We start from the raw sequence: 21,246 nt of genomic DNA on the forward strand, positions 1-21,246 counted from the left end.
GCGCGGCGGGCCGGACGAACCGGCCCGCCGCGCGAGCGCTACTGGCCGGCGGTCGTCACTCGCTCGCCCAGTAGGAGTCCGCCTCGGCCTGGATCTGCTCGAGCGCCGGCATGACGTCGTCGGGGTAGTTCGTGACGAAGTCGCCGAACACGCTCGCCGACACGGTGTAGATCGGTGCCGGCGTGGCCTCGAGGTAGCGCTGCTGGAGCTGGAAGTCGCCGGCGCCGACGGCGTCCGTGATGGCGGACAGCTCCGGGTCCTCGATCGTGACGGCCGGGTTGAAGCTGATCTCGCCGCGCTCGTCGGCCCAGGCCTGCTGGGCGTCCGCCGTCATCCACCACGCGCTGTAGTCGAGCGCGGCATCGACGTCGGGTCCTGCGGCGGCCGCGCAGAGCGGACCGGTCTCGACCACCATCTGCGGCCCGACGCCGTCGTCCACGCTGGGCATCGGGAAGATGCCGTAGTCCTCGCCGGAGACCTGGTCGATGGCGGTGAGCTGGCCCGTGAAGAACGTGCCGAAGTACGCCATGGCCACCTCACCGGTGGACAGCAGCGTCTGCGGGTCCGTCTGCACGCCCGGGTCGATGAAGTAGCCGTCCGCCATCATCGACTGCCAGTTCTCCATGGCCTCGACCACGACGGGGTCGGTGTAGGACGTGTCGCCGGTCGACAGGCCCTGGTACGCCTCCGGGTCGAGACCGAGCAGGTTCGCCTGGAACCACACGAACTCGAAGATGATGTTCATCTGGTGGAACGGGATGACGCCCGCGGCCACCAGCGTGTCGGCGGCGGCGATGAGCTCGTCCCAGGTGGTCGGCACCTCGATCCCGTTCTCCTCGAAGATCGCCTTGTTGTAGTACATGACCCAGTAGGCGATGTTGAGCGGCACGCAGTACTGCTTGCCGTCGTAGGTGTAGTCGGCGGCCAGGTCCTCGGGCACGTCGCCGTTCTCGATCGCGGCGTCCCACAGCTCCGTGGTCTCGGCGACCAGGCCCTCCTCGACCAGCTCCGCGAGCGAGTCGCCCGTGTGCCAGGTGAACAGGGCCGGCGGGGCGTCCGTGCGGAACGCCTGCTTGATGAACGCGTCGTACGCCGCCGCGTCGGAGTAGCCGGTGAACTCGAGCGTGAGGTCGCCGGACGCCTCGTTCATGGCGTCGAAGCTCGGCTCCCACGCCGCCTTGTCCGTGTAGAACGCGATCGGCCCGGCGGGTGCCTCGCCGCCGTCGTCGCCGGTCCCGCCCTCGTTCCCTCCACCGCCGGAGCAGGCGGCGAGGGCGAGCGCCAGCGTCGCCGTCGTCGCGGCCACGGCTGCTGTGGTCTTGCGCATGCGTCACCTCGATGTGAGTCGGATGCACCCGGCGTTCCGCCGAGCCTGTAGACGTCGCGTACTGATCTAGTGATCTAATCAATCCTGGGTCGACTTGTCGAGCCCACCGGCCTCACCGGTCGACGTCGATCTCGAGCTCCACGAACCGCGGGCGGTAGATCGTCACGTCCTCGTACAGCTCGGCGGAGACGAAGCTGTTGACGTTGTACGTGAGGATCGTGCGGTCCGCGTGGCGCAGCTCGGGGTGCTCGTGCGCGTTGTAGCCGAAGATGTTCGGGTTGCCGTAGCTCCCCAGCGGGCCGACCTCCGGCATCGTGTACAGCGTGCCGATCTCGCGGAACGGCCCCGTCGGCGAGCACGCCACGTATCCGACGATGCGCGCGCTGAACGCCTCGTGCGTGTCCTGGGTGACCATGAGGTAGCCGTCGCGGAACCGGGCCACCGAGTACTCGTTCGCGACGCCGTCCATGATCCGTGCGCTCGCGGACTCCTGACGCGACCAGCCGGACCCGGTCCAGTACTCCCACGTTCCCGAGAGGCCGGAGCCGCGCACGCGAGCGAGGTGCATGTACTTCGACGCACCGAGGTCCTCGACGCCGTACACGTAGGTGTACCTAACGGCGGGCTCGATCCAGCTGGCCCACTGGATCCCGGCGCTCGACGGGAGCGGCTCGAGCGAGACCAGGTCGAACGTCTCCGGATCCAGGGTCGCGAGGTACGTCGAGTCCCAGCCGAAGTCGAAGGCGCCGCCGCCGCCGTACCAGAACTTCAGGGCGACGACCTGGATCTCGCCGCGTCGGGTCTCGACGCCGTCGCCGAGCCAGTACCAGTGGTTCGGCTCGTCCGGCGGGATGATCGCGGCCGGCTCCTCGGGCGTGCCGCCGTGGAACGTGGTGAGGTCGCCACGACGATCCTGCACCACGACGCTGTTGTTGAGGAACGGCGCGTCGAGCGGACGCGACCCGTCGTCGTTCACCGGGCCCAGGAACGTGTCGGAGAAGATCCACGCGGTGCGCCCGTCGCGCAGCGGGATCGAGTAGGTCGAGTCGCCCCCGGTCCACCCCTCGCCGGAGTTGCCGTACTCGGCGACGGCCTCGTCGTAGCCCGTGGCCGGCTCTGCCCTCGTGGTGAACTCGGCGTCGGACAGGCTGCACCGGCGCTCGTGGCCACCTCCGCCGGGTCGTTCGCCGGCACCGGCGGGGCCGACGACGGTGCAGGTCGCCGCGAGCGCGGCGGTCAGCGAGATCAGGGCGAGGGTGCGGCGCCGCGTGGTTCCGTTCGGCATCGGTCATCTCCTTCGATGGCGTGCGTCGGCCGCGGGACACCGTCCCGCGCAGGCAGGTGCGTCTGGATCGGACCGCCGGCTCGGCCGGCAGGGCGTGCGCGTCGCGCGGCACGCCGGGCGATCAGGTCGCGTCACCTCCCGTGCGGGTCGAGCGGATGATGCGGACGACGTCCTCGAGGTGCGTGTGCATCGCGTCGCGCGCACCCGCGCCGTCACCGGCGGCGATGAGGTCGACGATCGCGCGGTGCTCGTCGAAGTCCGCCCGCGGGTCGCCGTGGAGTCGCAGGATCTGCCGCTGGTCGTCACCGTGGACCTCGGCGAGCGTGTCCATCGTGTCGCCGAGGACGGCGTTGCCCGTCGCGCGGGCGATGGCGCGGTGGAGATCCATGTTGACGTGCCACAGGTTCGCCGCCCCGGTCTCGAGGCAGCGCTCCGCCTCGGCGAGCGTCTCCTCGACGAGCTGCAGGGCCGGCGCGTCGTGCGCCCGCGCGGCGAGCTCCGCGATCCCGGGCTCGATGACGAGCCGCGCCTCGAGCAGCTCGACGAGCTGGTCGACGTCGGCCGGCGGGTTCATCGTGTTGGCGAGGACCATCCGGCCCGCGTTGGGACCGACGTAGATGCCGGACCCGTGCCGGAACTCCAGGATGCCGAGCCCCTCGAGGCGGCGCAGCGCCTCACGAACCGTGGGCACGGCCACCTCGAACCGTGTGGCGAGGGTCCGCACGGAGTCGATGGACTCGCCGACCTGGAGTCCGCGCTCGGCGATGAGCCGGACGACGCGGTCGGCCAGCTCCGCCGACAGGTCCTTCCGCACGACCGGGTCCATGCGCGCCGCCGGGATAGTCACCAGGTGATCTAATCACTTGGCCCGGACGCGCGTCCAGGGGTTGCCGTCAGTCCTCGGCGTCGCCCCACGCCAGGGAGACACGCTCGAACGCGACCGCGTAGCCCACGCCGAGGCGCTCCCCCGCTGCCCGCGCGAACCCCCCGAGGAACTCCTCCGGGTCGAAGTCCGCCCAGCCCAGCCCCTCGATGTAGGCGCGATGCTCCGCGAGGGACGCGACGCCGTCGTCGAACGTCTCGGTCACGTCCACGCCGTGCCGGGAGAACGGCGACGCCGCCACCCACACCTCGCTCACGCCACCCCACGGCTCGAGCCCGTCCGTGAGCTGGTCGTGGAAGACCCACCGGTTGCCCGCGTCCCGGACGGCGTCCAGCACCGCCCGTCCGGTCGCGATGTGGTCGGCCTGGTTCGGTGCCGAACCGGGGCCCCAGGAGTCGTGGAAGTTGCCGGTGATGACGATGTCCGGCCGGTGCCGGCGGACCGCCTCGGCGATCACCCGCCGCATCGGGAGCCCGTACTCCAGGACGCCGTCGTCCAGCCCGGCGAACTCGACGTCGCTCACGCCCACGACGGCGCACGACGCCCGCTGCTCCGCCTCCCGCACGACCCGCGCCTCGTCCGGGTGCATCCCGTCGATCCCGGCCTCACCGCTCGTCAGGAGGAGATAGGCCACCTGCTTGCCCTGGCGCGTCCACCGCGACACCGCGGCGGAGCCCCCGAACTCCATGTCGTCGGGGTGGGCGACGACGGCGAGGGCTCGCTCCCAGTCCTCGCGCAGCGCTCGCAGGGGTTCTGTCGGCGTCGGCGTGTCGGTGCTCATACCCGCGAACCTACGCCGCGCTGAGCACCGCCACCAGGAAGTCCCCGGACGCGGTGAACGGGCGCAGGTCCCATGTCGCGAGCCGGACGTCGATGGCGAGTCCGGCCGCGCCGACGTCCGCGTCGAACCGCTCGAAGGGATACCCGCGGCCGGCACCGAAGCCGACCACCGCGCGGCCGCCGGGCGCGAGGTGCGCCCGGAACCGGCGCAGCACCTCGGCCTCCGATCCGGGCGCGAGGAACGTCATGACGTTCCCGGCGCACACCACCAGGTCGAACGGCTCAGGGATGTCGCGGGACGGGAGGTCGAGTTCCGCGAGATCGCCGACCAGCCACGTCGGGCCGGGATGGTCGGCCCGGGCCGCCTCCACGAGCACCGGGTCGACGTCCACGCCGACCACCGTGTGCCCCCGCGACGCCAGCGCCGCGCCCACCCGCCCCGGCCCGCACCCGGCGTCGAGGATCCGTGCACCGCGCGGCACCATCGCGTCGGCGAGCCGCGCCTCGCCGTCCAGGTCGGCGCCCTGGGCCGCCATCGCACGGAACCGCTCCACGTACCAGGTCGAGTGGTTCGGGTTGGCGGCGGTGATCTGTTCCCACTGGCTCGGCTCGCGCACGGGACCATTCTCGTGCCGCGACGTCAGTCCCAGCCGTGCGACGCATCGGCGAACATCTCGCCGCAGGTGCCGCCGGGTTCGATCGTCGCCTCGAAGTGCCACACCTCGTTCGCGTAGGTGCGGCAGAGCCCGAACTCCCACCCGTGCTCCCCGAGCCAGAGCGCGCCGTCCGTCGGGCCGACGTCGATCGCGGCGCCGGCCACGTGCTCCGAGGTGTCGGGCGGGAGCACCCACCGGTGCGCCTCGTCCACCGAGCCGTAGCGGCGGACGGCGTCGTCCACGAGCGCCTGCTGCTCCTCGGCGGTCCGCCAGCCCGACGTCAGGGTCAGCGGGACGCCGTCCTCGGCGGCCGCGGCCTGCGCCAGCTCGAACCGACGCTCCAGCTCCGGGTCCAGGCCGGTCGCGGCTTCGCCGCCGGTCGACGCCGGGGGCCGGTCGGGCTGATCCGCGACCGGGGACCGGTCCGTGGGCTCGGCGGCCGGCGACCATTCGGTCGGCTCCGTGCCCGGCGCGAGGAGCCGCGCGGCCCCGAACGCGCCGGCCACCAGCACCGCGGCGAGCACGGTGGCGACGAGGCCGCGGCGACGCCGCGCGGTGGCGCGCGACCGGGCGACCCGCGGCCGTCCCGAGAGATCCCGGCCGGACGAGCGGGCAGGGCGGCGAGGCTCCGGAGGGGCGGGCGGGGTCGAGCGGAGGTGTGTCATGGCATCGAGCGTCGCCGGAGAGCGCGCCCCGCGTCGTCGGCCCGGGACCCGAGATCGGGCACCGTCCGAAGGGCGGAGTTCTCTTCCGGTCTCCGCCCCTGGGCGGAGGCCCGGTGCGGCGCACCCCACCTGCGGACGACGCGTGAGCGGCGCCGGCAGCCTAGCCTCGACACGTGGCCAGCGACCGACCCAGGAGCCCTCTCCTCGAGGACGCCGGGATCGCGCTCGCCGCGGGGGCGGTGTGGTTCGGGGCCATCGCCCTGCTGACGACGAGCGAGATCTGGAACCCGCGCTGGCTCTCGGCGTACTGGTGGACCGGAGCCTGGATCGTCGTCGCCCTGGCCCTGCGGCGCGTCGCGCCGGGGCCGCTGTTCTGGATCACCGTGGTGGGCTACCCGCTCGTCCAGCGCACGGGCCTGCAGTCCTACTTCGTGGTGCTGCCCCTGATGGTCGTCGCGTTCGCCGCCACGCGCGCCGGCGCGGTCCAGCCCGCGCTCGCCGCCATCACGGGCGCCGCGTCGTCCGCCGCCCTGCTCTTCGTCGGCGGATTCGTCCCGCTGACGGGCGGCCTCACCTGGTTCGGCCGGCCGTGGTTCTCCGGCAGCCCCTCGGAGGTCGTCACGCTCGCCGCCCTCGTGGGCGGTTCTGCCGTGCTCGGCACCGTCATCCGCCGTCTCGACCTCACCACGCAGTCGCTGCGGGAGAGCAACGCCGAGCTCCGCGCGCTGCACGCGATGCGCGCACGTCAGGCGGTCGCCGCGGAACGCACCCGGATCGCGCGCGAGCTGCACGACGTCGTCGCGCACCACCTCACGGCGATCGTGGTCCGCGCGCAGGCGGCGGACCGGGTCGCGGCGCACCAGCCCGCGGCACCGTCCGAGGCCGTGCGCTGGATCGCGCAGGAGGGCGGCACCGCCCTGACCGCGATGCGCTCCGTGGTCCGGGTCCTCCGCGACGACGCCCCGGCGCCCGCCGTGCCGGCACCGTCGCTGCACGCCGTCGTCGCCACCGCCGACCGCATGCGAGCCGCCGGGCACACGGTCGACCTCACCCTGCCGGCCGAGCCGCGGAGCCTCGCGCCCGAGATCGAGCTCGCCGTGGTCCGCATCGTCCAGGAGGGACTCACGAACGTGCTGCTGCACTCCCGCGCCGAGACGAGCGTCGTCGTCGTCGACGACGCCGGAACTCACGTCGACGTCACCGTGCGTGACCCCGGCCCCGCTCGGCCCGCCGGCCCGGACGAGGGGGGCGGTCACGGCATCGCGGGGATGCGCGAACGCGTCGAGGCGCTCGGCGGCTCGTTCGCCGCGGGGCCTGACGGCGACGGCTGGGTCGTGCACGCGCGGCTCGGCGGGGCGGCGTCGTGACCGGCGCGGAGCCGCAGACCCCGATCCGGCTGCTCGTGGCGGACGACCAGCCGACGATCCGGCTCGGCCTGCGCATGATCCTCGACAACGAGCCCGACCTCACGGTCGTGGCCGAGGCGGACGACGGCGAGGCCGCCGTCGCCGCGGCCCGCGAGCTGCGCCCGGACGTCGTCCTCATGGACGTCCGCATGCCACGCGTCGACGGCATCCAGGCGGCCGCGCGCCTCACCGCCGACCCCGAGCTGGCCGGCGTGCGCACGATCGTGCTCACCACGTTCGACGACGACGCGTACGTGTACGGCGCGCTCCGTGCGGGCGCGGCCGGCTTCCTCCTCAAGGACGTCGGGCCGGACGCGCTCGTCGACGCCGTCCGTCGCGTGCACGCCGGCGACTCGCTGCTCGACCCGAGCGTCACGCGGCGCGTGATCGAGCGGTACGTCGAGCTCGCCGACGCCGCGCCCGTCCTCCCGGGCGCCGCGGCCGCCGCTCGCCTCACGCGTCGCGAGCACGAGGTGCTCCTCGCCGTCGCGCGGGGCAGCTCGAACCGGGAGATCGGTGCCGCGCTCGACGTGTCCGAGGCGACGGTCAAGAGCCACGTCAGGTCGCTGCTCGCGAAGCTCGGGCTGGCGAGCCGGGTCCAACTCGTGATCTTCGCGTACTCCGAGGGCCTGGTCAGCGCGCGCCGGTGACGCCCGACCCGGCGGTGCGGCGGAGCGCCACCGCCTCGGCCGCCGGCAGCAGCATGACGACGGCGAGCGCGAGGAACGCGATCCGGAAGGGGGCGGCGGGGCCGCCGAGCACACCGCCGAACCAGCCGGCCTGCGCGGCCACGTCGCCGAGCCGCACGAGCAGGGCGCCGACGGCGATGCCGAGCCCGGAGCCGAGCTCCTGGACCGTCGCGTTGAGCGTGTTCGCGTCGCGCAGGTCGTCGGCGTCGACGTCGCTGAACGCGAGCGAGTTGTAAGCGGTGAAGCCGATCGAGCGGGCGACGCCGCTCGCGCACAGCACGGCGAGCACGATCCAGGTCGGTGTCGTCGGCCCGAGGAACGCGATGGCCACGAGGCACCCGATCGAGCCCGCGATCGAGGCGAGCAGCACCGACCGGATGCCGAACCGGCGCATGAGCGGCGTCGTCGTCGGCTTGATGGCGACGTTCCCGACGAACAGCGCCACCACCACGGCTCCGGCCGCTGCCGCCGTCCAGCCGAACCCCAGCTGGAAGAACAGTGCCAGGAGGAACGGGATCGCCGTGATGACGAGGCGGTAGACCGAGCCCCCGGCCGCCGTCGCACGGAAGGACTCGATGCGCAGGATGCGCAGGTCGAGCAGGGGTCGCCGCGCCCGGAGCAGGTGCCGCACGGCCAGGAACGCGACGATCGCTGCCACCGCGAGCAGCACGGCGACGTGCCATCCGACGGCGGTGCCGGAGCCGACCTGCTCCATCCCGGTCACCAGCGCGAGGGTCGCGACGGCGACGAGCGCGAAGCCGGTCAGGTCGAGGTGCAGTCCGCGCTCCCCCGCCACGTCGGGCAGGATCCGCCGGCTCAGGACCAGGGCGAGCGCGCCCAGCGGCACGTTGATGAGGAAGATCCACTGCCAGGACGCGTACGTGCTGAGCACACCGCCCACGAACGGGGCGATGACGGGCGCCACGAGTGCGGGCCACGTGAGGAACGCGATGGCGCGGACGAGGTCGTGCTTGGGGGTGGTCCGCAGCACGACGAGGCGGCCGACGGGGACCATGAGCGAGCCGCCGACGCCCTGCAGCACCCGGGCGGCGACGAGCATCGGCAGCGACTCCGCGAGCGCGCACCCCACGGACGCGACGGTGAAGATCGCGACGGCGACCATGAACACGCGCCGTGGTCCGAACCGGTCGGCGACCCAGCCGCTCGCGGGGATGAGCACGGCGAGGGTCAGGAGGTACGCCGTCATCGCGACGTTGATGTCGACGGCGCGCACGCCGAGATCCGCGGCGATCGCCGGCGCAGCCGGCGCGAGGATCGTCCCGTCGAGGATCTCCATGAAGAACGTGCCGGCGACGAGCAGCGCCGTCGCACGCGAGAACGCCGGCGCTGTCCTGGCGCTGTCGGACGTCGGCACGGCGGGCTCCCTCGGGTCGCCCGCACGGTACTCGTGCGAAGCGCCGGCGATGCCGTCGCGTCCGCGACGTGACCGCCACGGCGTCGGGCACGTGCGACCATCTCCTCTCGTGACCGAGGACGACGGCGCGCGCAGGCGCCGCGCGCGGAGCCGCCGCTCAGGCGGGGCGGGCACGTCGGGGCTGCGTGCGCTCCGCGGCCGGTTCGCCGTGCGCAGCCGGCGCGAGGAACGCGGCCTGCCGTACGTCGACGCGGACGGCGCCGACGCCACCGGGAACGAGGCCGCGGAGACGCCGGTCACGCCGGATCGTCCGGCGCGGTCGGTCTCGCCGATCTCGTCGTACGCCGGCGACGGCGACTCGGAGCCACGGAAGGCCGGCAAGAAGCGCCGCTCCACCCCGGTCGGCAGGCGGGAGGAGCTCGACGTGGGGCCGGGCTGGTACGTCAGCCAGCTCGTGGGCTGGCTCGCCGTGGCCGTGGTGTCGTTCGCCGGCGGCGCCCTCATCCCCGTCATCTTCGCCACGGGTCCGCTCACGCTCCTCGAGACGAAGCTGACCGACGGCGTGTACGTCTACGAGCGACCCGTCATCGGCGCCATCGGGCTCTCCCTCGTCGCTCCCCTGCTCGGCGGGATCATCTGCGTGCCGCTCGTCTCCGCCCCCGCTGCCGCGCTCGGCCGCGTGGCGCTGGCCGCCCTCGCCCTCGCGCGCTCGTGGGGCACCACCGACGCCGTGACGTTCACGCGCCGGCCCGGCCCGCGGGGGCTCGTGCCGGTGCGGCGCACCCGGATCTCCGACGCCGTGCTCACGTTCAGCATGGGCAGCTGGTCGGGCGGCGTGGCCGCCGGCGCCTGGGCGATCTCGACGGCGGTGCTGTACGCGATCGGGATCGTGCGCTGGCCGGTCACGAGCCCGGTCCTCATCGTGGTCCTCGGCCTCGTCCCGCTGGGCCTGGCCGGCTGGGGGACCGCGCGGGCCGTCCGCGGCTGGCGCCGGGGGGCGGACGGCGTCACCCTCGGCCGCCTGTACGCACGCTCGGGTCGGTAGATCGGCCCGGGGCCGCTGCGCGGACGCGCCCTCGCGGGACTAGCGTGCGAGCCACAAGCCGCGAGCCGCGAGGAGTCATCGTGAAGATCCAGTTCGTCGCCGGATTCGGCCCGATCACCCGCGACGAGGCGGCCGCCGAGGGCTTCTGGGCGCAGTCTCTCGGGATCCCGTTCGACGAGCCGGTGCCCGGGTACTTCACGAACGACGACCTCGACGGCGTCAAGGCGTTCGCGCGCTGGCCGCTCACCCAGGCCGCGGAGGCGACGTTCGGCACGACCGACTGGCCGAGCGACCTCCCGGTCCCCCAGGCCTGGCTGGAGCTCGACGTCGCGACGGCGGACGACGTCGCCGCGGCCGTGGGCGAGCTGCGGGCAGCCGGTGCGCGGGTCCTCACCGAGGCGCACGAGGAGCCGTGGGGCCAGACGACGGCGCGGGTCCAGAGCCCCGAGGGTCTGCTCGTCGGCGTGACGTACACGCCGTGGATGCACCGCGAGGCGGGCGGGGAGGTTACGCCGGTGGAGTAGCGGCGTCGTCCTTCGGCGGGTCGGGCGCCGAGCCTGCCGCCGCCCGGGCCAGCACGCTGTGCCGGTAGGAGTAGCCGAGGTAGATCGCGACCCCGAGGGCGAGCCACGCGAGGAACCGCAGCCACGTCAGCGTCGTCAGGTTCGTCATCAGCCACAGGCAGGCGACGCCGGACACGATGGGCAGCACCGGCGACCACGGGACGCGGAACGACCGCTTGAGGTCGGGCCGCCTCCGGCGCAGCACCGGGATGCCGAAGGAGACGAGCACGAACGCCGACAGCGTGCCGATGTTGATCATCTCCTCGAGGAGCTCGACCTGGGCGAGCCCGGCGATCAGCGCCACGACGATCCCGGTGCCGATCTGCAGCCGCACGGGCGTGTGGAACCGCCGCGAGGTGCGCGAGACGCCGCGCGGGAGCAGGCCGTCCCGGCTCATCGCGAACACGACACGGGTGAGTCCGAGCAGCAGCACCATGATCACCGTCGTCAGGCCGATGAGGATGCCGACGGAGATCACCCGCCCCGCCCAGTCGGCGCCCACGAGGATGAACGCCGTCGTCAGCGACGGGGAGTCGCTCGCCGCGAGCTCCCGGTAGGACACCATGCCGGTGACCACCAGCGTCACGAGCACGTACAGCACCGTCACGATCGCGAGCCCGCCGAGGATGCCCCGCGGGATGGCGCGCTGCGGCTCCCGGGTCTCCTCCGCCGTCGTCGCGACCACGTCGAACCCGATGAACGCGAAGAACACGAGCGCGGCCCCGGCAAGGATCCCGAGCGTCCCGTACATCGAGGGCTCGAGCCCCGTGAGGAACCCGAACAGCGGTTGCTCGACGTTCGACCGCTCCGGCGCGGGCTCGGCGGGCGGGACGAACGGGGAGAAGTTCTCCAGCCGGACGTACGCGAACCCGGCGACGATGACGAACAGCGTGATGCCGACCTTGATGATCGTGAACACCGAGTTCACGCGCGTCGAGAGCTTGGTGCCGATCGCGAGCAGGGCCGTGAAGACGGCGACGATGAACACCGGTCCCCAGTCGAGCGCGACGCTGCCCACGTGCACGGTGGTGGGCACGTCGATCCCGAAGAGCGAGAACGCGTCGCCGAGGTAGACACCCCAGAACTTCGCGATCACCGCGGCGGCGAGGAGCATCTCGAGGATGAGGTCCCAGCCGATGATCCACGCGACGAACTCCCCCATCGTCGTGTAGGAGAACGTGTAGGCGGACCCCGCGACCGGGATCGTGGAGGCGAACTCGGCGTAGCACATCACGGCGAGCGCGCACACGACCGAGGCGATGAGGAACGAGACGATGACGGCGGGTCCCGCGTAGTTCGCTGCCGCGTTCGCCCCGACGGAGAAGATCCCCGCACCGACGGCGACGGCGACGCCGAGCACCGCCAGGTCCCAGGCGGTCAGGTCCCGTTTGAGCGAGCGCTCCGGGTCGTCGACGGACGCGAGCGCGTCCTCGATCGGCTTGCGTCGCAGGAAGCCTCGTCCCTCTGCCTGCGTCGTCCCTGCCCCGGTCGCCCCTGACATGCCTGCCATCGCACCAGACTCGGGCGCGGTGCGCCTCCGGGGCGGATCAGGCGGGCGGCGTCGGCCCGGCGACCGACGTGTCGGCCGGAGCGCGCTCCCGCCGGCTCCCGACCAGGAACGGCACGGACAGCGCCTGCACGATGGCCCCGAGCGCGAGCGACGTCGGGTATCCGTACAGGTCGGCGGCCCGCCCGAGTGCGGGCTGGATGACGACGCCGCCGCTGCTCCCCATGAGCGAGTCGAACGAGAGCACCGTCGCCCGTTGCCGCGACGGGATGAGGTCGTTGAGGTAGGCCTGCCGCACCGGCATCTCCGCGGCCCCGATGAGGGCCCAGAGCACGAGGAGCACCAGGGCGACCCAGAACACGTCGGTGACGCCGAGGAGCGCCAGGATGACGGCGGTCACCACCGCGCCGGCGATGAGCACCGTGGTGCGGCGGCGGACCAGGGCGCGCACGCGAGGCGCCGCGTACCCGCCCAGGACCTGCGCGCCGGCGATCGCCGCCGCCGCGAGCCCGGCCACCGAGTAGGCGCCGGGGTCGCCGTACAGCTCGAGGAGGTACGGCTGGAGCGCGTAGAACGTGTAGAAGCCGACACCGGAGGCGAACGGGGCGGCCAGCATGATCCACCGCACCGGGGGGTTGCGCAGCCCGTGCTCGATCGACGCCGACAGGGTGGCGCGGACCTCCTGCCACGGCCCGGCGGACCGCTCGGGCGCGAACCCCAGGTCGCGCATCAGGGCGTAGGCCACGACGAACATCGCGAGCAGCACGCCGACGCGGAGCAGGAACGGCACGCCCAGCGACGTGGCCTGCGCGATCACCCCACCCGCGACGGAGCCTCCGAGCATCGCCACACCCGAGACCATCGCCCCGCGCCCGAAGACCGTCTCGAGGGCGCCGTCGTAGCCCGTGTGGTGCAGCGCGTCGACGAGCCAGGCCTCGACCGCCCCGGAGAAGAACGTGAACCCGAGGCCGAGCAGCGCCGAGACCACCGCCCACGCCCAGAACGGCGCCCCCACCTGCCACATGAGGTAGTACAGCGCCGTCGTCGCCGCGAGCGTCACGGTGCCGAGCAGGTAGGACGTCCGCCGGCCGCGCGTGTCGGCGACGACGCCGGTGGGCACCTCGAACAGCACCATGCCCACGGTGAAGAACGCGTTCGCGCCGAACGCCTCGAAGTTCGTGAGGCCGGCGTCGAGGAGGAAGAGCGTGTTGATGCCCCAGATGAACGACGCGGCCAGCGTGTTCCCGAGCATGAGCGTGAGGTACACGCCCTGCACGCGGCGGGCCTGCGGATTCATGGCACGGGGTCTCCCCTCCGGCGGGCGCGCGCCGCCACGGCGCGGCACCCACCGGAGAGAACCTACGCCCGACCGCCGACGACGACGCCCGTCTCGCGCGCATCCCGCCGGGAGACCACGTGCACCGGGCCGACGAGGCGCACGGACGCCGTCGTCTCCTTGTCCGCGCACGAGGCACCCACCCAGAGCTCGACGTCCCCGGGCTCGACGACGCGCACCAGGTCCCGGTCCGAGAAGGCCAGCCGCGCCGTCGGGACCCGGAAGGTGACCTCGACCTCCTCGCCCGGCTCCAGCTCCACGCGCGCGAACCCGACGAGCTGCGCCACCGGGCGGGTCACCGAGGCGACGGGGTCACGCGCGTAGAGCTGGACGACGTCCTGGCCGTTCCGCGCACCGGTGTTGGCCACGCGCACGCGGGCCTCGACGACGCCGTCCGTCGGCACCTCGGCGGGCGTGGTGAGGTCCTCATGGGCGAACGTCGTGTACGACAGGCCGAAGCCGAAGGGCAGCGCGGGCGCCGTCGGGACGCTCGAGACCTCCGTGTCGCCACCGAGCGGCGGGTGCAGGTACGTGGCCGGCTGCGAACCCGCCGATCGCGGCAAGCTCACGGGGAGGCGCCCGGACGGCATGACGGCGCCGGAGAGGATCCTCGCGAGAGCGCCGGCGCCCTCCTCCCCGGGGAAGAACGCCTGCACGACGGCGCCGCACGCCTCGAGCGCCCAGCCGACGGCGTACGGCCGGCCGGTGAGCAGCACGAGCACCGTCGGCGTCCCTGTCGCGACGACCGCCTCGACCAGGACGCGCTGCACGCCGGGGAGCTCGAGGTCGTCGGTGTCGCAGCCCTCGCCGACGGTGCCGCGGCCGAACAAGCCCGACGAGTCGCCGACGACGACGATCGCCACGTCCGCGTCGCTCGCCGCCGCCACGGCTGCGCCGAGCCCGCCGGCGTCGTCGGGCAGGCTCCCCGCCACCGTGCACCCCGGCACGTGGGTGACGTGCGCCGTCGGCCACTGCGCGCGGACCGCCTCGAGAACGGTCGGGACGTCGATGCCCAGCTCGAGGCCCCGATGGTGCGGCAGCACGTGGTTGACGAACGCGTAGCAGCCGAAGAGCGCCTCGACGCGGTCCGCGTTCGGCCCGACGACGGCGACCCGCGCCGGTGCAGCGAGCGGCAGCGTCCCGTCGTTCGCGAGCAGCACGGCCGAGCGTTCGGCGAGGCGTGCCGCGATCCTGCGGTGGCCCGGCGGGTCGAGGTCGACCGGATCGTCGCGCTCGTCGGCCGCCGGCGCCTCGAACAGGCCGAGCTCGGCCTTCTGGCGCAGCACCCGCTCGACGGCGCGGTCGACGAGCGCCACGTCGAGGAGGCCGCCCTCCACCCGCGCCGCGAGCGGTTCTAGGTAGGCGTCGCCCGTGGGCAGCTCGACGTCGACCCCGGCCGCCAGGGCCAGGGCGGCGGCCTCGCCGAGGTCGGCGGCGACGCCGTGGAGGCGGTGGAGGAACGCCACCCCGAAGTAGTCGGCCACGAGCGTGCCCGCGAAGCCCCACCGCTCGCGCAGCAGGTCGGTGAGCAGCCGGGGGTCGGCGGCGACGGGCACGCCGTCGATCTCCGCGTACGAGTGCATGACGGAGCGGGCGCCGCCGTCGAGCACGGCCATCTCGAACGGGACGAGCAGCACGTCCGCCACCTCGCGCGGACCGGCCGCCACGGGCGCGAAGTTGCGCCCCGCCGTCGACGCCGAGTACCCGACGAAGTGCTTGAGGGTGGCGATCACGCCGGCCGACTGCAGTCCGCGCACGTAGGCGGTGCCGAGGGTGCCGACCAGGAACGGGTCCTCGCCGAGGCACTCCTCGACCCGCCCCCACCGCGGGTCGCGGACGACGTCGAGCACCGGCGCCAGGCCCTGGTGGACGCCCAGCTCGCGCATCGAGGTACCGATCGCCGTGGCCATCTCGGTCACGAGCGCCGGATCGAACGCCGCGCCCCAGGCCAGCGGCGTCGGGAAGGACGCCGCCCGCCACGCGGCCAGCCCCGTGAGGCACTCCTCGTGCACGATCGCGCCGACGCCGGTGCGCGCGACCAGGTCGCGCTGGACCTCGCGCAGCCAGCGCCGCCGCTCGACGGCGGCCACCGGCCGGGTGCCGTAGACCCGGGTCAGGTGCCCGAGCCCGTGCCGCGTCGCGTGCGGGAGGCCGTCGAGCTCACCCATCGCCCCCTGCATCGGTGCGACGACGCCGTCGTCGCTGTCGGCCCAGTAGCCGACCAGCTGGGCGAGCTTCTGCTCGAGCGTCATCTGCGCCAGGTGCGCAGCGATCCGCTCGGCGGCGCCGGCGGAGGGCGCGCCGACCTCGAGGTCCGTCAGCTCCGTCATCTCCCCTGGCCCCTCAGCCCTTGACCGCACCCTGGAGGCCGTTGACGATCCGGCGCTCCATCACGAGGAAGAACACGAGAGCCGGGATCATCGCGAGCGACGTGAACGCGAGCACGCCGGCGGTGTCCGCGGCGTGCTCGGTGGAGAAGTCGGCGACGCCGAGCGGCAGCGTCTTCGCCACCGGGTCGTTGAGGATCAGCAGCGGGAGGAGGTACGCGTTCCACGAGGCGACGAACGCCAGGACGCCGACCGTCACGAGTCCGGGACCGGAGAGCGGCAGCAGGATCCGCCAGAAGAAGCCGACGCGCGTCGCGCCGTCGATGAGCGCCGCCTCCTCGATCTCCGTCGGCAGGGCCGCGAGGAACGGGCGGAGGATCACGATCGTCAAGGGCAGCGCGAAGGCCGCCTGCGGCAGGGCGACGCCCCAGAAGGAGTTGTCGAGCTGCAGGTCCCGCACCATGAGGAACAGCGGGATGATCGCGACCGTGATCGGGAACAGCAGGCCGAGCGTGAAGATGCCGAACAGCGCCTCCCGCCCGCGGAACCGGTAGCGGGCGAGCGGGTACGCGGCCATCACGCCGAACAGGGAGCCGACGGCGGTGGTGACGATCGCGATGACGGTCGAGTTGAGCGCGTACCGCCAGAAGCTCCCCGACGTCAGCACGCCGGCGTAGTTGCTCCACACCCAGGGGTCCGGCATGCCGACGGGATCGCTCGCCAGCTGCGCGTTGCTCCGGAACCCGCCGAGGACGGCGTAGATCACCGGCCCCAGCGTCACGGCGACGACGACGAGAGCGATCGCGTACACGGCGGGATTTCCGCCGGAGAACGTCCTGCGCGTCATCGCCCCACCTCCGTCTCAGGCCGCCGTTCCGAGCGCGGCCGCAGGACGAAGGTCTGGTACAGCGCGGCGAGGACGAACGAGATGCCGAACAGCAGGACGGCGACGGCGGAGGCGTAGCCGTACAGGCTGCGGTCGGTGCCCTGGCTGATGAGGTACGTCGCCATCGTCGTCGTCGAGTTGGCCGGTCCACCCGCGGTGAGGATCCACACCATGTCGAACTGCTGGAGCGAACCGATCATCGACAGGAACACCCAGGTGCGGATCGTCGGGCTGAGCAGCGGGACCGCGATCCGCCGCTGCACCTGCCACCAGGAGGCGCCGTCGATCTGCGCCGCCTCGTACAGCTCCTCGGGCACGCCCTGGAGCCCGGCGAGCATGAGGATCACCGCGAGACCCAGGTACTTCCACGTGAGGACGACCATCACCGTGTAGAGGGCGACGTCGGGATCCCCGAGCCACAGCTGCACCACGCCGCCGAGCCCGATCGACTCGAGCAGCGCGTCGATCGCGCCGTTCGGCTGCAGGAGCATGAACCAGACGACGCTCGCGACGACCTCCGCGAGCACGTACGGCACGAAGATGATGACGCGCAGCGCCGTCCGGCCCCGGATCTCGCGGTTCAGCAGGAGCGCGATGCCGAGGCCGAGCGGCAGCTGGATCAGGATCGACAGGACGACGATCGTGAGGTTGTGACCCACGGCGCCGCGGAAGACCTCGTTCCCCAGGGCGCTCGCGTAGTTCGCCAGGCCGACGAAGTCGTCCATCGGACCCAGGCCGTTCCAGTCGTACAGCGAGTAGCGGCCCGCCTGGACGACGGGGACGACCAGGAACACGGCGAACAGCACGAGGGCGGGCGTGACGAAGAAGAGGATCTCCAGCCGCGTGCGCCACGGCGTGCGGAGCCGGCGCCGCGATCCCGGGCCACGGGCCGCCGCCGACCGGGCGCGGGCCCGGTCGGCGGCGGGGCCGTGGTCGGTCACCGCTGTCATGCGGTGCCGGCGGCCGACTGGATGGCGTCGACGATGTCCTGCGGCGACGCATCTCCGGCGAACATGAGGCCGATGGCGTCGTTCATGGCCCCGCCCACGTTCTCGCCGAACGCCGTGTCGAGGTAGAGCTGGACGTACGGCGCGGAGTCGCGCACCGTCAGGAGGTCGGCGAGCGCCGGGTCGGCGACGGAGCCGCTCGCCGCCTGGTTGGTGGGCAGGCCCATCGAGTTCTCGGCGAACCCGATCTGCACGTCGTCCGAGAGCAGGTAGGAGATGAAGTCCACGCACTCGGGCGGGGCGTCGGCGGAGCAGGCCCACGCGTCGCCGCCGCCGAGCGTGGCCGCGGGGTCACCCTCGCCGCCGTCGACCTGCGGGAACGGGAACCAGCCGGTGTTCTCGCCGAGTCCCAGCTGGTCCTCCGTGAGGCCCTGCATGACGCCCGGCTCCCAGTGCCCGGCGAGCTCCATCGCGACCTGGCCCGTGGCCAGGAGCGCCGACGCGCTCGTCGGTCCGGACTGCGCGGGCGTGGCAAGGAACCCCTCGTTGAAGGGCTCGGTCCCGATCAGGTGCTCGAGGTCCTCGCCCGCGCGCAGGAAGCACTCGTCCGAGAAGTCCAGGGACGTCACAGCCTCGCTCAGCACGTCCTGGGCGCACTGCCGCACCGCGAAGTAGTACCAGAAGTGCGCCGCCGGCCACAGGTCGCCCGCCCCCACGGAGACGGGCGCGATGCCAGCGTCCCGGAGCGCCGAGACGGCGTCGTCGAACTCGTCCATCGTGGTCGGGGCCTCCGTGATCCCGGCCTGCTCGAAGAGTTCCGTGTTGTACCAGAAGCCCACGACGCCGACGCTGAACGGCAGCGCGTACGTCCGCCCGTCCACCTGCCAGCCGGCGACGGAGCCGCCGACGGTCTCGACCGCGTCGGCTGCGACGTCGGTGAGGTCCATGGTGAGCTCGGCCTCGACGTGGTCGGCGAGCTCGCCGCCGCCCCGCTCCATGTAGACGTCCGGGGTGTCGCCGGTCTGGAAGGCCGCGTCCAGCTTCGTGAGCATGTCCTCGTGCTGGAGGGCCTGGATCTCGATCGTGACGCCGGGATGGTCGGCCTCGTAGTCGGCGGCGGCCTGCTCGTAGAAGCCGCGGCCGGGCTCGTTGTTGGAGTTGTGCCACCAGGTCAGGGTGACGTCGGCGCCCTCGCTCGCCTCGCCGGTGCTGCCCTCGTCCGATCCGCCGCTGCACGCGGCGGCCAGGAGGGCGATGCTCGCTCCGAGCGCCACGGCGGACGCCATTCGCGTGGGGTGCTTCATGGGTCTGCTCCTCGGTCGTCGTTGACGGATGACGGCGAGTCTGACAGCGGTGCCGACGAGGCGTCAATCGTTATCGATAACGATTTCGAGACGATGGTTCGCCACGGGTACGACGGCGTCGCCCCGGCGTCGTCACGCGGGTACGTTGCTCTCGTGACGACGCAAGGACGGGTGACGATCGCCGACGTCGCGGCGCGTGCCGGCGTCTCCGTCGCGACCGTCTCGAAGGTGATCAACTCGCGCTACGGGGTCGCCGAGGCGACGGCGCTCGTCGTCCGCGAGGTCATCGATGATCTCGGGTACGAGTCCAGCCTCGTCGCGCGGAGCCTGCGCAGCCACCGCACGAACGTCCTCGGGATCCTCGTCGCGGAGTTCGAGCCGTTCAGTGCCGAGCTGCTCAAGGGTGCGTCGAGCGCCGTCGCGGGCACCGGCTACGAGCTGCTCGCGTACTCGGCGGGTGGGCGCGCGGACGGGAACGCCGGGTGGGAGAGGCGGTCGCTCTCCCGCCTGTCCGGGACGCTCATCGACGGGGCGATCCTCGTGACCCCGACGGTCGTCGACGTGCAGCAGGGCGTCACCGTCGTCGCCGTCGACCCCCACACCGGACCTTCGCACCTGCCGACGATCGACTCCGACAACCTCGCCGGCGCCGTCCGCGCCACCGAGTACCTTCTCGCGCTCGGCCACCGTCGGATCGGGTTCCTCGGCGGCCGCACCGACCTCGAGTCCGCCCGGCTGCGCGACGAGGGATTCCGGCAGGCGATGGCAGCCGCCGGCGTCGCCGTCGACCCCGGGCTCGTCCGCGTCGGCGGGTACCGGCGCGAGACGGCCGAACCCGTCGCGCGAGAGCTCCTCGCCGGGCCGGGCCGGCCGAGCGCCGTGTTCGCGGCCAACGACATCTCCGCGATCGCCACGATCGACGCCGCGCGGGAGCTCAACCTGAGCGTCCCCGCCGATCTCTCCGTGATCGGGTTCGACAACGTGCCCGAGTCGGCGCTGACGACGCCGCCGCTCACCACCATCGCTCAGCCCATCCAGGAGATGGGCGCCCAGGCACTGCGCGTGCTCGTCGAGGCCCTGACCGGTGGCGAGGTGCCGGCGCACGTCCGCCTCCCGACGGCGCTGGTCGAGCGGGCGTCGTGCGCGCCGCCCGCACGGCCCGCCTGACCGGCCTTCTTAGCCGGCCTGGCCCTGGCGGATCACTCGAGCGCCGATCCCGCGTCCGCGGTCGCGAGTGCTCGCCGGGCGTCCTCGAGTCCCGTCGCGTTCGCGCCTGGGTCCGGGGCACCGGTCCGAACGTCCATGGTGCACCGCCAGGCGAAGTAGGCGGCCTGGACGCACCACCGCAGGCGGCGGAACGTGTGGAGCCCCTCGGCGACCTCGGCCGCGCGGCCCGGACCCGCCCCGGCGAGATAGGCGGCCACGACGTGCTCCGGGGCGCCGGCGTACATCACGGCGGACGCGACGTCGTACAGGACGGGCCCGACCATCGCGGCGCCCCAGTCGATGAGCGCGACGGTCCCGTCCGCCTGCCTCAGGAACGCCTCGGGAGCCGGGTCGCCGTGCAGCGAGGCCCAGGTCAACGGCCGTCGCGACGTCAGGTGCACGACGTCGTCGAGACCGGCCTGGACGGCCGGCCGGATCCAGGGCTCGAGGTCGAGGTGGTCGTCGAACTGCGTCACGACCTCGAGCCACCGCACGAGGTCTCCGGCCGGCGCGGGGGCGAGCTCGTGCACCCGGGCGAGCGTCGCACCGATCTCCGACTGGTCCTCCGGCCCGCCGGCCAGCGGAGTCCCGTCCACGTACCGCAGCACGGCGAGCTGCTGCTCGCCAACGCGCTCGACCAGCCGGCCGCCGAGGCTCGGGACGGGTGCTCCCGTGATCAGCCCGCCCGCGTCCAGCCGTCGCGCCAGCTCCAGCCCGGCGCCGAACGCGCCGTCCGAGAGCCCGACCGCCTTCGCCACGAAGGCACGCCCTCCGCTGCGGATCCGCCAGGTCAGCGAGTTCATCCCCAGGTCGAGCGGCTCGACGGCGTCGACCTCCACGCCCCACCGGGTGCGCAGCAGGCCGGGGACGTCCACGTCGCGATCGTGCCAACGTCCGCCCACCCGGCGCGACCGAATACTCGGCCTGTGCCCCCTCCGTCGGGCTCCGCTCAAGCACCGACCGTGCGGTTAGTCCCCCGAACCCCCGGCCTCCCGGGACCAACCACACCCTCGAAGCGAGGGCGGACTCCGCCCAGGCACCGACCGTGTGGTTGGTCCC

19 protein-coding genes are annotated in these 21,246 nt (G+C 73.2%); 5 read left to right on the forward strand and 14 right to left on the reverse strand.

What is annotated here, in order from left to right:
- Positions 1–55: 55 nt before the first annotated feature.
- The 6 genes from BCAV_RS13630 to BCAV_RS13655 form a co-directional block, all read right to left on the reverse strand.
- Positions 56–1,327 (reverse strand): ABC transporter substrate-binding protein, encoded by a 1,272-nt coding sequence (locus tag BCAV_RS13630; protein ID WP_015883188.1) that lies wholly within the window; start codon positions 1,325–1,327, stop codon positions 56–58.
- Between the two features lie 112 nt (positions 1,328–1,439).
- Positions 1,440–2,612, reverse strand: coding sequence for a DUF4185 domain-containing protein (locus BCAV_RS13635; protein WP_015883189.1), 1,173 nt, complete (start codon positions 2,610–2,612; stop codon positions 1,440–1,442).
- A gap of 121 nt (positions 2,613–2,733) precedes the next feature.
- On the reverse strand, positions 2,734–3,459 hold the full coding sequence (locus tag BCAV_RS13640; RefSeq protein WP_144016783.1) for a FadR/GntR family transcriptional regulator: 726 nt from the start codon (positions 3,457–3,459) through the stop codon (positions 2,734–2,736).
- 46 nt (positions 3,460–3,505) lie between these two features.
- Entirely contained in the window at positions 3,506–4,276 is a 771-nt protein-coding gene (locus BCAV_RS13645; RefSeq protein WP_015883191.1) for a PIG-L deacetylase family protein, read from the reverse strand.
- Positions 4,277–4,286: 10 nt separating this feature from the next.
- Positions 4,287–4,892, reverse strand: coding sequence for a class I SAM-dependent methyltransferase (locus BCAV_RS13650; protein WP_015883192.1), 606 nt, complete (start codon positions 4,890–4,892; stop codon positions 4,287–4,289).
- Positions 4,893–4,915: 23 nt separating this feature from the next.
- Positions 4,916–5,596 (reverse strand): M15 family metallopeptidase, encoded by a 681-nt coding sequence (locus tag BCAV_RS13655; protein ID WP_050761737.1) that lies wholly within the window; start codon positions 5,594–5,596, stop codon positions 4,916–4,918.
- Positions 5,597–5,769: 173 nt separating this feature from the next.
- On the opposite strand from BCAV_RS13655, the gene BCAV_RS21680 reads away from it, so the two are divergent.
- Both BCAV_RS21680 and BCAV_RS13665 read left to right on the forward strand, forming a co-directional pair.
- On the forward strand, positions 5,770–6,963 hold the full coding sequence (locus tag BCAV_RS21680) for a sensor histidine kinase (protein ID WP_015883194.1): 1,194 nt from the start codon (positions 5,770–5,772) through the stop codon (positions 6,961–6,963).
- On the forward strand, positions 6,960–7,652 hold the full coding sequence (locus tag BCAV_RS13665) for a response regulator (RefSeq protein ID WP_015883195.1): 693 nt from the start codon (positions 6,960–6,962) through the stop codon (positions 7,650–7,652). Before BCAV_RS21680 ends, BCAV_RS13665 begins: the two co-directional genes overlap by 4 nt.
- Here BCAV_RS13665 and BCAV_RS13670 read toward each other — a convergent pair.
- Positions 7,636–9,066, reverse strand: coding sequence for an MFS transporter (locus BCAV_RS13670; RefSeq protein WP_015883196.1), 1,431 nt, complete (start codon positions 9,064–9,066; stop codon positions 7,636–7,638). The genes BCAV_RS13665 and BCAV_RS13670 overlap by 17 nt on opposite strands.
- A gap of 109 nt (positions 9,067–9,175) precedes the next feature.
- On the opposite strand from BCAV_RS13670, the gene BCAV_RS13675 reads away from it, so the two are divergent.
- On the forward strand, positions 9,176–10,111 hold the full coding sequence (locus BCAV_RS13675) for a hypothetical protein (RefSeq protein WP_015883197.1): 936 nt from the start codon (positions 9,176–9,178) through the stop codon (positions 10,109–10,111).
- Positions 10,112–10,191: 80 nt separating this feature from the next.
- Positions 10,192–10,635 (forward strand): VOC family protein, encoded by a 444-nt coding sequence (locus BCAV_RS13680; protein WP_015883198.1) that lies wholly within the window; start codon positions 10,192–10,194, stop codon positions 10,633–10,635.
- Here the strand turns inward: BCAV_RS13680 and BCAV_RS13685 are convergent.
- The 6 genes from BCAV_RS13685 to BCAV_RS13710 form a co-directional block, all read right to left on the reverse strand.
- Positions 10,619–12,175 carry an APC family permease gene (locus tag BCAV_RS13685; protein ID WP_050761738.1) on the reverse strand — a complete coding sequence of 519 codons (1,557 nt, stop codon included), beginning with the start codon at positions 12,173–12,175 and terminating at the stop codon, positions 10,619–10,621. The genes BCAV_RS13680 and BCAV_RS13685 overlap by 17 nt on opposite strands.
- Before the next feature lie 46 nt (positions 12,176–12,221).
- On the reverse strand, positions 12,222–13,478 hold the full coding sequence (locus BCAV_RS13690; protein ID WP_015883200.1) for an MFS transporter: 1,257 nt from the start codon (positions 13,476–13,478) through the stop codon (positions 12,222–12,224).
- Between the two features lie 62 nt (positions 13,479–13,540).
- Positions 13,541–15,847 (reverse strand): beta-xylosidase/alpha-l-arabinosidase, encoded by a 2,307-nt coding sequence (locus BCAV_RS13695; protein ID WP_015883201.1) that lies wholly within the window; start codon positions 15,845–15,847, stop codon positions 13,541–13,543.
- 13 nt (positions 15,848–15,860) lie between these two features.
- Positions 15,861–16,691: a carbohydrate ABC transporter permease gene (locus BCAV_RS13700; RefSeq protein WP_015883202.1), complete on the reverse strand. Its 831-nt coding sequence runs from the start codon at positions 16,689–16,691 to the stop codon at positions 15,861–15,863.
- Positions 16,688–17,680 (reverse strand): carbohydrate ABC transporter permease, encoded by a 993-nt coding sequence (locus tag BCAV_RS13705; protein ID WP_015883203.1) that lies wholly within the window; start codon positions 17,678–17,680, stop codon positions 16,688–16,690. Before BCAV_RS13705 ends, BCAV_RS13700 begins: the two co-directional genes overlap by 4 nt.
- Positions 17,677–18,981, reverse strand: coding sequence for an ABC transporter substrate-binding protein (locus tag BCAV_RS13710; RefSeq protein WP_015883204.1), 1,305 nt, complete (start codon positions 18,979–18,981; stop codon positions 17,677–17,679). Before BCAV_RS13710 ends, BCAV_RS13705 begins: the two co-directional genes overlap by 4 nt.
- 153 nt (positions 18,982–19,134) lie before the next feature.
- On the opposite strand from BCAV_RS13710, the gene BCAV_RS13715 reads away from it, so the two are divergent.
- Positions 19,135–20,148, forward strand: a complete 1,014-nt coding sequence (locus BCAV_RS13715; protein WP_015883205.1) for a LacI family DNA-binding transcriptional regulator — start codon at positions 19,135–19,137, stop codon at positions 20,146–20,148.
- A gap of 32 nt (positions 20,149–20,180) precedes the next feature.
- Here BCAV_RS13715 and BCAV_RS21685 read toward each other — a convergent pair whose 3' ends face one another.
- Entirely contained in the window at positions 20,181–21,062 is an 882-nt protein-coding gene (locus BCAV_RS21685; protein ID WP_015883206.1) for a phosphotransferase enzyme family protein, read from the reverse strand.
- Between the last annotated feature and the right edge of the window lie 184 nt (positions 21,063–21,246).

The sequence above is a fragment of the Beutenbergia cavernae DSM 12333 genome, assembly GCF_000023105.1.
Classification (GTDB): Bacteria; Actinomycetota; Actinomycetes; order Actinomycetales; family Beutenbergiaceae; genus Beutenbergia; species Beutenbergia cavernae.